The sequence below is a fragment of the Ureibacillus suwonensis genome, assembly GCF_042655065.1.
In the GTDB taxonomy this organism is placed as follows: domain Bacteria; phylum Bacillota; class Bacilli; order Bacillales_A; family Planococcaceae; genus Ureibacillus; species Ureibacillus suwonensis.
Genome location: NZ_JBHSNQ010000184.1, coordinates 22,441 through 34,985 on the forward strand (window position 1 = coordinate 22,441; position 12,545 = coordinate 34,985).

General features: G+C 42.5%; 13 protein-coding genes. 5 read left to right on the forward strand and 8 right to left on the reverse strand.

Features of this window, described 5'->3' with window-relative positions; translation table 11 throughout:
* Nucleotides 1-42 precede the first annotated feature (42 nt).
* Entirely contained in the window at nucleotides 43-1,557 is a 1,515-nt protein-coding gene (locus ACFPOH_RS14430) for a CoA-acylating methylmalonate-semialdehyde dehydrogenase (RefSeq protein WP_390310349.1), read from the reverse strand.
* Nucleotides 1,558-1,993: 436 nt separating this feature from the next.
* Between ACFPOH_RS14430 and ACFPOH_RS14435 the strand changes: the two genes are divergently transcribed.
* Both ACFPOH_RS14435 and ACFPOH_RS14440 read left to right on the forward strand, forming a co-directional pair.
* Nucleotides 1,994-2,890: an Rpn family recombination-promoting nuclease/putative transposase gene (locus tag ACFPOH_RS14435; protein WP_390310351.1), complete on the forward strand. Its 897-nt coding sequence runs from the start codon at nucleotides 1,994-1,996 to the stop codon at nucleotides 2,888-2,890.
* Between the two features lie 192 nt (nucleotides 2,891-3,082).
* The gene (locus tag ACFPOH_RS14440) at nucleotides 3,083-3,979 is read left to right on the forward strand and encodes a DMT family transporter (protein WP_342470532.1); all 897 of its coding nucleotides are present in this window, start codon (nucleotides 3,083-3,085) and stop codon (nucleotides 3,977-3,979) included.
* Between the two features lie 194 nt (nucleotides 3,980-4,173).
* Here ACFPOH_RS14440 and ACFPOH_RS14445 read toward each other — a convergent pair whose 3' ends face one another.
* On the reverse strand, nucleotides 4,174-4,800 hold the full coding sequence (locus ACFPOH_RS14445; protein WP_390310353.1) for a GyrI-like domain-containing protein: 627 nt from the start codon (nucleotides 4,798-4,800) through the stop codon (nucleotides 4,174-4,176).
* A 195-nt stretch (nucleotides 4,801-4,995) separates the two neighbouring features.
* Here ACFPOH_RS14445 and ACFPOH_RS14450 point away from each other — a divergent pair, with 195 nt between their 5' ends.
* Complete coding sequence (locus ACFPOH_RS14450; protein ID WP_390310355.1) at nucleotides 4,996-5,520, forward strand: DUF2179 domain-containing protein; 525 nt, start codon at nucleotides 4,996-4,998, stop codon at nucleotides 5,518-5,520.
* A 45-nt stretch (nucleotides 5,521-5,565) separates the two neighbouring features.
* Here the strand turns inward: ACFPOH_RS14450 and ACFPOH_RS14455 are convergent, their stop codons facing one another.
* The 3 genes from ACFPOH_RS14455 to ACFPOH_RS14465 form a co-directional block, all read right to left on the reverse strand.
* Nucleotides 5,566-6,420, reverse strand: coding sequence for a fructosamine kinase family protein (locus ACFPOH_RS14455; RefSeq protein WP_390310359.1), 855 nt, complete (start codon nucleotides 6,418-6,420; stop codon nucleotides 5,566-5,568).
* A 101-nt stretch (nucleotides 6,421-6,521) separates the two neighbouring features.
* Nucleotides 6,522-7,118, reverse strand: a complete 597-nt coding sequence (locus ACFPOH_RS14460; RefSeq protein ID WP_390310356.1) for a nitroreductase family protein — start codon at nucleotides 7,116-7,118, stop codon at nucleotides 6,522-6,524.
* Nucleotides 7,119-7,277: 159 nt separating this feature from the next.
* Nucleotides 7,278-7,811: an amidase domain-containing protein gene (locus ACFPOH_RS14465; protein WP_342471191.1), complete on the reverse strand. Its 534-nt coding sequence runs from the start codon at nucleotides 7,809-7,811 to the stop codon at nucleotides 7,278-7,280.
* Nucleotides 7,812-8,020: 209 nt separating this feature from the next.
* Between ACFPOH_RS14465 and ACFPOH_RS14470 the strand changes: the two genes are divergently transcribed.
* On the forward strand, nucleotides 8,021-9,049 hold the full coding sequence (locus tag ACFPOH_RS14470; RefSeq protein ID WP_342580801.1) for a DUF2804 domain-containing protein: 1,029 nt from the start codon (nucleotides 8,021-8,023) through the stop codon (nucleotides 9,047-9,049).
* A gap of 358 nt (nucleotides 9,050-9,407) precedes the next feature.
* Here the strand turns inward: ACFPOH_RS14470 and ACFPOH_RS14475 are convergent, their stop codons facing one another.
* The 3 genes from ACFPOH_RS14475 to ACFPOH_RS14485 form a co-directional block, all read right to left on the reverse strand.
* Nucleotides 9,408-10,298, reverse strand: a complete 891-nt coding sequence (locus tag ACFPOH_RS14475; RefSeq protein WP_342470537.1) for a DMT family transporter — start codon at nucleotides 10,296-10,298, stop codon at nucleotides 9,408-9,410.
* A 116-nt stretch (nucleotides 10,299-10,414) separates the two neighbouring features.
* Nucleotides 10,415-11,140 (reverse strand): glycerophosphodiester phosphodiesterase, encoded by a 726-nt coding sequence (locus ACFPOH_RS14480; protein WP_342580800.1) that lies wholly within the window; start codon nucleotides 11,138-11,140, stop codon nucleotides 10,415-10,417.
* A gap of 36 nt (nucleotides 11,141-11,176) precedes the next feature.
* Nucleotides 11,177-11,752, reverse strand: a complete 576-nt coding sequence (locus ACFPOH_RS14485) for a TetR/AcrR family transcriptional regulator (protein WP_342470539.1) — start codon at nucleotides 11,750-11,752, stop codon at nucleotides 11,177-11,179.
* A gap of 103 nt (nucleotides 11,753-11,855) precedes the next feature.
* Here ACFPOH_RS14485 and ACFPOH_RS14490 point away from each other — a divergent pair, with 103 nt between their 5' ends.
* Nucleotides 11,856-12,392, forward strand: a complete 537-nt coding sequence (locus tag ACFPOH_RS14490; protein ID WP_208650921.1) for a hypothetical protein — start codon at nucleotides 11,856-11,858, stop codon at nucleotides 12,390-12,392.
* Nucleotides 12,393-12,545 lie beyond the last annotated feature (153 nt).

A 12,545-nucleotide genomic window follows, 5' to 3' on the forward strand; every position in this document is an offset into this window, starting at 1 on the left:
TCTCCAGCAGGCCGCTTTATTCATAACTGACCAGGCCAACAGCTATTTGCTTGGGAAGGCGAAATTGGCTTGGGAGTCCTCGCCCACATCCAGCCATTTTTCGGAAATCGTTTTTCTTTTGGTGAAGAAGTTCGCCTGTTCCGGTCCAAACATAACACCCGTGCCGAAATTCGAACGCTTCCAGCCGGCGAAGTTATGATAGCCCACCGGAATCGGAATCGGCACGTTGACCCCCACCATTCCCACTTCAATTTCATCCTGGAATTTGCGGGCTGCTGCGCCATTATTCGTAAAGATGGTAACACCATTTCCAAGCTCATGGGAGTTGATGATATCAATCGCTTCCTGCAAAGAATCGGCTCTCACAACAATCCGCACAGGGCCGAATACTTCATCCTTGAAAATTTCCATCTCCGGCGTCACTTCATCCAGCAATGTTGGACCCAGATAAAAACCGTTTGAAGATTTTGCGATTTCCGGATTGCGTCCATCCGTTACGGGTTTTGCCCCTTCTTTCAAAGCCCGCTCAATATATCCGAGAATCGTTTCCTTGGACTCTTTTGAAATCACCGGGCCAAAATCCACTTCATCATCTGTATATGGACCAACTTTCAATTTCCCAATTTTCTCCTTTAAGATGGCCACAAATCGATCGGCCGTTTCTTTGCCGACCGGAATCGCCCCCGAAAGCGCCATACAACGCTGGGAAGCCGCTCCATAAGCTGCTCCGATGAAGGCGTTCGCCGCTTTTTCCAAATCCGTATCCGGCATGACAATCATGAAATTTTTCCCGCCGCCAAGGGCTGCCACCCGTTTGTTGAATTTTGTTCCTGTTTGATAAATATACTCTGCCACCCGGGTGGAACCTACAAAATGGACGGCTTTTACCGTTTCATTTTCAAGCAATTCATCGACCGCCTCTTTATCGCCATGAATCACCGTCCATACACCATCCGGCAATCCCGCTTTCTTCCAAAGGTTCGAAAGATAGAGGGCAGAAATCGGCACTTTTTCAGATGGTTTTAAAATCACAGCATTCCCAACAGCCACCGCCATGCTTGTTTGCGCTAACGGCACCATTACAGGAAAGTTGAACGGTGAAATGGCGGCCACGACCCCAAGCGGGTCTTTCCGGGAAAACATATTGATATCGCCGCCGACATTCACCGAATATTCCCCTTTGACCATATGTGGCGCGTTAATGGCAAGATCCACCGATTCCAAACCGCGCTGAATTTCTCCGCGGGCGTCTTCCTTTGTCTTCCCGCTTTCTTCACAGATGATTTCAATTAACTCTTCATCATTTTCTTTGACCAATTGGCGGAATTTCTGTACAATCTCTCCCCGTTTTCCCCCTGACAACGCCTTCCATTGCGGAAATGCCTTTTTCGCCACTTCAATGGCTTGTCTCACTTCTTCACGGGTCGCCAGCGGCACCTGTGCAATCACTTTTCCTGTGCACGGATTATACACATTGGAAAAACGGCCACTGGTGCCGGATACCAACTTGCCGTTGATGAAATGTTGCAACTCGCGAACTTTTTGTTCCACTGCCATTCCATACACCCCTTAAAAAATTTTTTATTACAATAGCACTTTTATCCATTTTTGTCCATATATGACTGACCTAATGAATAAAAGGTATCAAACAACAATAAATCCAAATATCCTTTCAAGACTATTGATGCCGAATGGACATACCCTCTCTTTTTTCAAAGCTTAAGATTATCCAAATATAATAAAAATGTTCACATGCAAATGCTTCAATCATAAGCATATTCGAATCAATCCATGTTTCAAAGCTGCCACACTTTTGCATATTTCTTTCAAAAGTGATCACTCAACCATACAACAATTGCAAAGGCAAAAACTTATCATCTCCCAAAGGAATCTTGTCTTTCTTCTGTTCATCCGCAGACCGCTGTCATAGCCCCGGACCATAAACGATAAAGTAAATTATGATGAATTCCTGATTCCTTCGAGGTGATTCCGTTTGAGCCACTACAAAAAAGCGGCACTTCAAAAATGGATGGATTTGAAAATTGATGTCTCCTTCCTGAAGGTGATTGGCTGGGAACAGCTGCACAATGTGACACTCACCTTTTTAAATGAAATCCTGGAACGGGAACCGAGACAAAAAATTCAACGCATCACCATGATTTCCAATCCCTTTGTTGAAGAAAATCCGCTGGCACCCATTCATTTTACCGGCATATCCAAAGACGGCAAAAAACTGCATATCTTAATCAACTTTTTTAATCGTTTCGATATCGTGAAACGATCTCTTTATTACGCAACGAAAGCCTATGCCGACCAAAAGGAAAACGACTTGCATCCCGTCATTTTCATCAACTTTTTAAGCTACGCATTATTCAATCAAACAGAAAACTTTCAAACGGTTTATCTATTGCAGGAGCAACATGCCGGCACTCCCCTCCCCGATGCTTTTGAATTGCACTTTATCGAATATCCAAAATTGATACGGGATTTTGAAGCGAAAAAAGTCGACCCGTGGAACGACGCAAAAGCAAGATGGCTTCTCTTGCTTTCCATCGTCGACCATCGCAACGGAAATGTGTACCACGACATTTACAAGGAGCTGGATTTGATCTCTTTAAGGGATGACTATATTCGGGCGGCATTAAACCGTTGGCGGGAGTTGAGCCAATCAAAAGAAGAAATGGAAGCCTATGAAGAACGATTGAAGCAGACCCTTGATGTGGAAGTGGAAGTGCGGGAAGCAAAGCGCCGGGAAGAAGAAGCCTTTGAAAAGGGCGCAAAAAAGCTGCAGGTGGAAATTGCCAAAAAAATGTTGGCGGAACAGATGGAGATCCAATACATTTCAAAAATCACCGGGCTTACTCTGAAGGAAATCCAAGAGTTGAGGTAAGATGTCACGAACAGAAGCCATGCCATCTGATAACAGACATCACAACGGTTTTTTTATCTTAATGTTTGTTGGTTGACTAATAGGAATATATAATGATAATCTATCTCTTGATTTTAATTATTTGAATATTAATAATCTTCAAAACATGCATCCCGCTATTAATCTTGAATCAATAATGGGGAGGGGTTTCAAATGAACAAATGGCTTTTCGGTATTCTGGTCGTATTGACCACTTTTTTAATGGGTTCTTCTTTTGCAGTCGGAAAGATCGGTCTTTCTTATACTACACCGCTTTTATTAGTCGGCATACGCTTTTCCTTGGCAGGAGTGATTATGGCCATTGCTGTTCGATTATTGCGGATCCCTCATCCCAAATCCTTTTCCCAATGGGTCAAGATCGCTGTCATCGGTTCCTTTCAAACAGCTGGCGTTATGTCCTGCATCTTTCTCAGCTTGCGGACAATTCCAGCGGGGCAGTCTTCCATATTAACATTTATGAACCCGCTTTTAGTCGTCATCTTTGGCACGATTTTCATGAAGTTATCTTATAGCCCACGCCAATGGACAGGTGTGATATTAGGTTTTATCGGGGTATTTATAACCCTTGGGGCACAGTTAAGTTTTGAAATCGGATCTTTACTCGCCTTTCTTTCCGCAGTTTCATGGGCGATCGGCACATTGCTCATCAAAAAATGGGGAAATGATTTCAATACGTGGCTATTGACGGCCTTCCAAATGTTATTTGGCGGCATCATCTTGCTTATTGGCAGTTTGATTTTGGAAAATCCCCACTTCCAAGTAACCGGCACATCCATTTTTATCGTATTGTGGCTCGCCATTATGGCATCCATCGTCCAATTTGCCGGCTGGTTTTATTTACTTCAAAAAGGGGATCCCGGCAAAACAAGCGCCTTTTTGTTTTTGGCCCCATTTTTCGGTGTTCTTTCAGGATGGGTATTATTGGATGAAGCCATCAATTCGTATGTAACCATCGGAGGTCTTTGCATATTTACCGGAATCTTCTTGGTGAACTGGACTGGCAGCAGAAGTATCGAGGTCGGCTCGTTGGAAACATCCATTGAAAAATAAAAACGTTGCTCTCAACGCAACCCTGCCAAATAAAATGGGCATAGCAGTTCCGTTTACTTCTGCTATGCCCCTATCATTTTATTAAGCATCCGGTCTTAAAATCCTATCAGCGAAAGTCATGTGAAAATTTCAAAATATCCTTGCACAAAAAGCCCTGACTTTTTATCCCATGCTACAAACCCGAGCATCACCTATTAAACTTCTTCCACTTTAAACCTTAACACCGTTTTTAATTTTTCAGGTGCCGTTTTTCTCGGATCTGAAATATAGATTTCTTTATGGGTTTTTTCTGCCCGCTTTACATTGTTTTCTGCGCAATAGGATTCCATCCGTTCGAAGGTCTTCCATTCATCATCGAAACTGCCGATGTGCATGGCTTGCACGCATAACCCTTCCGTAATCGTTTCAAACCGGACCTGATCCACATCCAAATTCGGTTTTTTCTTCTTCACCGTATCCCGAGCATATTGAAACAATTCTTCCGTTACAAAATCCGGTTGCCGAATCATCAATTTATACACGAGGTGGTTTTTATCCAAATAATCTTTCGTTCTTCCTTCTTCATCCAAATCCCAATGCCCTTCCAATGGAAACACGGTATATTCATAATACCCTTCCGGCGTAATCCCCTTTTTGGGCATCATCCGGATCGCATAGGATAAAGCATAAAGAATTTCGATATGCTCCTGGAATGGTTTCTCGTTTGGATTACCTTTGCCGTCAATCGTAAAAAATTTCATGGTCGGCACATCAATGATTGTCGGTTGCGTGGAGGGCAAGTAAAGTTCTTTTAATTGTTTTTTCCATTCAAATTTACTCAATTGTCATCACTCTTTTCTTATTTTATAATCAGTTAAATACCCATATTATTGCATACGGTTTTCGGAAAACGCTTTCACCTGAAAAAAGCATTTCCCAAAATTGATGACACTGCATTTCGGGGAACATCGTGGAAAAATACCTGATTGCATGGGTGCCATACTGGAAACAACAATCGCGCTAAAGAAGGGATCAAAATGACGAATATTCTTCTAATCTTAGTTTTGCAATTAATCTATGTTCCGTTGCTTACATTACGCACCATCTTTTTGGTGAAAAACTTGACATTTCTTGCAGCTTTGATCGGAACATTGGAAATGCTTATCTACGTCTTTGGGCTTTCCCTCGTATTCAATGGAGACCAAAGTTTGCTTGCCATGATTGTGTATGCGGTCGGCTTTGGACTGGGCATTTTTTTAGGAACAAAAATTGAAAATAAATTGGCGATCGGTTACGTGTACGTGACCATCAATACGCAAACGAAAAACCAGGAATTGATTAACGCCCTCCGCTCCAACGGTTTTGCCATCACGACTTATGTTGGGGAAGGTCGGGACAGCGAACGTTATAAATATGAGATTTTGGCCAAACGGAATCGGGAGAAGGAACTGTTTGAGCTGGTCAATTCCATCGAACCTAAAGCGTTCATCATTTCTTTTGAACCGAAATCCTTCAAAGGCGGGTTCCTTGTCGATCGGATGCGGAAACATAAACATCACTGAACGTTGGAACTGCTCCTTTTTGAAAAGGGGGCGGTTCTTTTTCCTTTACCCCACATATCTCCGCAATATCCGGTCCACCGATGGACCGTATGATTCCCCAAATAAATTCAAATGCACCAATAAATAATAAAGCTGATACAATTCTTTTCTTTCTTCATATTCCGACGAAAGCGGGAACACCGACTGATAGGCTTCATAAAACTTCCGGGAAAAGCCGCCAAACAATTCCGTAAAAGCAAGATCCATTTCGTGATCGCCAAACAGGACTGCCGGATCGATCAAATATGGAGTTCCACCTGGCCCCGTCATCCAGTTTCCTCCCCACAGATCGCCGTGCAATAAACAGGACTTTGGTTTCCTTGGAATCCATTCATCCAGCCTTTCCATCAATTTCACTAACCTTTTCTCACGGGCTTGTCCAATTCTCCCATTCGCCTTGCCCCGCTTCCATTGGCCGGCTAAGCGGACATCGCGGTAATATTCCACCCAATCATCCATCAATCGATTTTGCTGCGGCAGTTTGCCAATATAACTTTCTCCATCGAATCCATACCCTTTCGCTTCAGCAAGATGCATGGCCGCAAGACGTTCGCCTAATAGCACATCTGTATCATGGGTCCGTTTCCCTTCAATCCATTCCAGCCAAAGCATTGGCACCCCTTCTGCTTCCAGGCAGCCTAAGACGTCCGGTACATTAATTGTATTTGTCGCCTGAATCATTTTCAAACCGCGCTCTTCAAATTTGAAATACCCAATTTTCATCTGTTGATTCAACTTCACGAAATATTCGCGTTCATTTGTTTGCACATAAAATGCTTGATTACTGTCACCGCCGGAAACCGGGGAAATCTTCTGGATGTTTTCTTCAGGAGAAATCATTTGAAGACCTTTACTGATCATTTGAATCAATTGAATCACCTTCTTCCATTTTGATTATAAAAAATTGCACCTCCAAATGACCATATGCATCATCATTCGGAGGCGCAGTTTTATTGAGTTCACTATTCTTCTTCATTTTCCTCTTCATCGGAACCGAAGATTGTTACGATTTCATCGGATTTTTTACGCTCTTTTCCTTTTGGAAGCTCATCGAAATAACCGAATTGCACCATGCCCACAATGCGTTCGCCAGGTTTTACGCCCAATGCTTCACGGAATGATGGTTTATCCAAAAACTCCGGAGTTTTCCAGCAGCTGCCGATGCCGTAATCCCAGGCAAGCAGCATCATATTTTGAATCAGTGCACATGCCGCCGCAAAGTCTTCCAAACGTTCTTTCTGACGGGAATCTTCAGGTACGATGACAAATACATAACCACCTGGCGTTGTGAATTTTTGCATGCGCTTTTCCACTTCTTCTTCCGGCAACGTTCTCCAATCCGGTATCGTCGTATTTCTGAGCAATTCGTGAAGCTTTTTCAGCTCTTTGCCGCATGCAACAATGAGTCGCCATGGTTCCCGGTTTTGATGGTTTGGTGCCCATACAGCATCATCTATGATCTGAAACAAATCTGCTCGGTCTACAGGCTGTCCGTTGAATTTTTTTATTGACCGTCTGCCAATAATGGCTTCTCTTACGGTTAATGCTTGGTCATTCATTCAAACATTACTCTCCTTAATAATGAAGTTCAACGATTTTACTATTATCTCCAAACAACCATATCATAAAAAATGTGGAATTTGAATATCCATTATTTTGGGTCTTATTATAATTATATATTAATACACCTTTTCTTTCTCAGCTTCAAAAGAACGATATTAATAGAATATATCATCAATTTTAAAGAAATAATATTGAATATTTGGCGTATAAGCATAGGAATCTGAATAATCGTAGTGGCGATTGGCGCTGGGTCCTGTATGGGCATGAACGTAAGGGACGCCGTCAAACACACTCGTGACGATTACGCTGTGGTCAATGACTCCATCCCCTTGGAAGTCGTAAAAAATCACATCTCCAGGTTCCAATTCGGAAGGCGAATAAACCCGTTTCGCCGTCAGTCCCGTTTTGGCACTTTCCAAATACCATCTCAAACTATGCGCAACAGACCAACTATAACTCCAGGTTTCCCGGGGATAATGGTATTCTCTCGCCCCAGCTTTCCAACCATCCGTAATCCACCAACCTTTGCCGCGGTTCGGATAACCGGACATTGGCGCTCCCCCTGCTCTTAACGCTTGTGAGACAAAGTTCGTGCAATCAACCGTAAACACGGGGTAATTGGGATTAAAGGAATTCCACCAAGTTTTCGCGTATTGGACAGCTGCATCCCGATCATAATAAATCGCTATTTCTGTACCTCCTTTTTCATCATCTTATGAATCCGATGTTCAAATTTGAACTTCTATAATTGGTGTGTCCCCTTTCAGAAAAAACTGTAAAATTCTGATACAATAATAAATATCACTATTTATGTTCAAATTCTTGTTTTTACAGTAAATTTTTGAAATGATTTTTATGATGTTAATTTCAGGTAATATGAATTGAGAGGAAGTTGGCATTGGTGCAGCATGCTGAAAGAGAAATCCGTGAATGGACCCGTTTATGCGATAAAAAGGGAAATTTGAATCCGGCTGCGATTGGTTATGCCAAAAAACCAATTATTGAATGCAATCTATCGGGCCATTTTATGCGGAAAAAGAAATGGAATTATTGGTGCTGTTACGGCGAGGATATTTTATTTTCCGTGACGGTTTGTCACTTTGATTATGCCGTTTCTTGTTTTGTCTACTTTTTGGAGTATGAAACCCAACGATTTTTTGAAAAAATGGTCACCATTCCTTTAGGTGTTGTCAAAAAACTAAAAATGCCTACCCAGGTGCTTGACCCTGTCCGGTTTACAAACAGCGAAATGAACGTCAATATCTCGCATATCCAAAATCAAACCTTGCTGACAGTCAATTGTGATAACTTTGACAACGAACCCCTTAACGTCAATTTAAAGATTTTGCACCCCGTTGACGATGAATCGTTGAATGTGGTAGTGCCTTGGAACCGGCAAACGTTCCAATTTACTGCCAAGCATCACATCCTGCCTACCAAAGGATTTGTCAAACTTGGAAACAAGCGCTATGAATTTCATGAGGACGATTGTTTCAGCGTATTGGACTTTGGCCGGGGAGTTTGGCCAAGGGAGGTCGTTTGGAATTGGGCAAATGCTTCACAACGCCTTCGCAATCATCGGGTGGGACTGAATTTTGGCGGCAAATGGACGGATGGCACTGGAATGACGGAGAACGCCATATTCGTCGATGGCAAAATGACCAAAATCCACGAAGACGTAATTTTCGAATATGATCGTTCCAATTTCAAAAAGCCATGGTATGTGACGACAAAATTTTCCGATGCCGTCATGCTCACTTTCCACCCATTTTTTGAAAGAGTGGCAAAAACGGACCTGAAGCTTGTGCAATCAGAAGTGCATCAGCTAGTCGGTTATTATAACGGCAAAGTCAAATTGGAAGATGGCAGCATTCTGATGATTCAACAAATGTTGGGATGCATTGAGGAACATGTGGCAAAGTGGTGAGCCGGTTAAAATCTTTCTGTCGAATGCGGGAAACTTGAAGGGCGAATATAGAAAGCGATAGGTTTTCTAATTCGCTTTTTCTTTTTTATGGAATAGAGGTTCTATCCCGGATCATAAAGATGCACGCTTCCCTTAGGTGCATGCAACAAAAAAAGACCTTGAATCAGGCCTTTTCCTTTTTCTTTCCAATCCAAATCCAACCATAATAAACTCCCCAAAAAATGAGAGGCACTTAAAGCACCAAGTATCTTTGACCGTTAGGAAGAAGCATAAACAATATTAAGGAATTGAGTGAAACGGTATGATCAGTACAACATATTTTTTCCAATCCATCATTTCACCCCATTTGATTAATAAGCTATGCCTTTTTCCCGTCAACTGCCCATTGGCGTTTTCCCGGCCGATACAATTCCCCGTATGCCGCGCCTCCTAAAATGAACGCGGCACCGATCATTTGCACGAAACTTAACGTTTCATCCAAAAATAAAGCGGAAAAGACCAGGGCGGAAAGGGGATCCAAATAGCCCAGAATCGACACCGACTGGACAGGCAAATGGCCAATGGACGAAAAATAAAGATAGCAGCCGATTCCTGTATTTACAATGCCCAAAACAAGGACTGGCAGCCAATTTCCTTCCTCCACATGGACGAAAAACCCCTGCTTCACGCCCATAAACACAGCGACCGTGATAAAGCCGATGACCAGTTGGCATGTGGCATTTTCAAGCCCCGAAACGCTGACAGCTTTTTTATTGAAGATTATGATGGCCGCATACATGATGGCCGATAAGATTCCGAAAATTAATCCCCATGAAATTTCCCCTTCAAGAAACGCATGGCTGTTGACGCAAAACAGCCCGAGGATGACAGAGAAAAAGCCGATGACTTTCGAGCTTGTCATCTTTTCCTTAAATAGGAGCGGCGACAGCATCATGACGATGATGGGACCGCAATAATATGCCAAAGTGGCAATGCTTACCCCGATTCGATTGTATGCTTCAAATAAAAACAGCCAGCTTGCTCCAAGAGATACACCGGAAATCACCAAGTACAGAAAGTGTTTCTTATTTTTCCAGAACCTGGCCTTTTGTTTTGTCAGCACAAAAATCAACACAAGGAAAATGCCGCCAATAAACGTCCGCAAATAAACGATTTCATAACTGTTCAATAAAATATAGCTTGCCACAATCCCGTTTGAACCGAATAGCAGCAATGCAAGTATATATTTCGCATATGAGGCCGACTTCATTTTCTGTTCCCCTCTCCATTATTAAAGGTAAGCGTATAATAAAAAAGAACTTTCATCAACCATAAAATGACAAAAAATAATCCCCTTTGAACTCATTCAAAGAGGACGGAACTTCCTTATTTGGGCTGTTTAAGCATTTCGTTCATTTCTTCCGGACAATCGGTAAATATCCCTTCAACTCCCAAATGCCGCAACACTTCCACTTGTTCTTTATTATTGATGGTATATACCCGAACCGGAATCCCTGCTTTGATGGCCTCCAGCACCGGACGCCGGGCCACCGCCCTGTATGCGACGTGAAGGGCCTTGGCAGGAAATAAAGTGCGGTACCATTTCATATTCAAAATGCTGTAGGAAAACAGCGGGGCACTTTCAATATCCGGTGCCAACCCGACCATCCGCTTGACGGCTTCATGATCGAAGGATGAAATAATGACCCGGTCCTTTAACCGGAAGTTTTCCACTTCTTTCAGCACCATTTCTTCGAGCCCTGGATATATCAATTTGTCGGACTTCAATTCAATATTAATTTTGTGGTGCGTATCTTTAAAGAGATCCAACACCTCCGCCAATGTCGGGATTTTTTCGCCGCGGAAATTTTTGTGAAACCAGGATCCAAAATCGAACTTGCGCAATTCTTTCAGGGTCATATCTTTAACAAAGCCTTTTCCATTGGACGTGCGGTTGATTTTTTCATCGTGGATGACCACCAATTCCCGGTCTTTTGTCAGATGAACATCCAACTCCACTCCGGTAATGTCCAGTTTTGCTGCCGCTTGAAAGGCTGCGAGCGTATTTTCAGGATACTTTGATGAATAGCCTCGATGGGCAAAAATTTGCATTGAAACTCCCTCCAAAAAGTGCGGGAAATACATCCCCTACTCCACAAAAATGCGGTCCAATTCTTTTCTCAATAAATAGCGTATGCGTTCCCTTTCAATAGGAACCAATCCCATTAAAATATGTAACGCAAGTCCATCAATTAACGCATGCAAAAACACAATTTCTTCTTCTAAAACAATTTCTTCTTTTAGCATCCCCGCTTTCTTTAAACGATGCAAAATTTCCGAAATCGCTTCATGAACCGATTCTTTTTGCAGCTCTTTTTTGCGGATTTTATATGAAACATATTCCAGCCATACTTGCATTTCCACTTTCTTTTCTTCCGGTGTGATCAACTCCATCAATATATTGAGTACTTGTTCCTTTGGTGGAAGCGGACTTTGCAGGTGGCCCATGATTCGTTCCGTTACTTGTTCTTCAACGAGCTGCATCGCAAATTCCAACAGTTCTTCCTGCGTCTCGAAATAATGACGCACTGCTCCCAGTGAAAGATTCGCCTCCTTTGCAATGGAACGAACAGAAGCGCCGCCAAGCCCCTCCCTTGCAATCACATTCCACGTTGCTTTTGCGATGATTTTTCTTCTCTCTTCATGGTCAACTAGTTTTGGCATATTTTTATTATAGCATTATTTAATACACTTGTATTATTTAAAAATATGCTGTATTATTTTAATACAACTGTATTAAATAAATTTTCATGGGGGTATGGATTGAATGCTTTTTTGGATTATCACTGCTGAAATCGCCTTCTGGATTGTCATTTTTTCAGGGCTTTACACTAGATATATATTGAAACGGGATAAGCTGAGCATCTTCCTGCTCTTGCTCACCCCGTTGATTGATTTTGCTTTGCTTGTACTCACGGCCATCGATTTGAAAAATGGAGCAACGGCCACTTTTGCCCATGGTCTGGCCGCCATCTATATCGGGGTTTCCATCGCCTTCGGAAAATCCATGATTGCTTGGGCAGACGGCAAATTCCAAACTTGGGTATTAAATAACCCTTTGCGGAAAAAAGTTTTGTATGGCAAAGAGAAAGCCGTTTATGAGATGAAAATGTGGGGACGCCATCTGATCGCTTATATCATCGGGGGAATCCTGCTTGGCCTCATGATTCTGTATATCGGCACCGGTGAAGGAACACGTCCGCTGCAACGCGTTATAAGCGGATGGACCGTTGTATTGCTGATCGACTTTCTCATCAGCTTTTCATACGTTGTGTTTCCAAAAAGAGAAAGAGAAAGTTTATAATTTTTTGCACTTTCAATGAACAAAGGGGTACCGTCAAGAATTTTGTGTAATGTAAGATAGATAGGGTATCTCTGAAATGGATTTGGAATGGATAGGGAACCGGTTTCCTTCACACAAGAGACTGAATATTCAGTCTCTTGTGTGGAAAGGGAA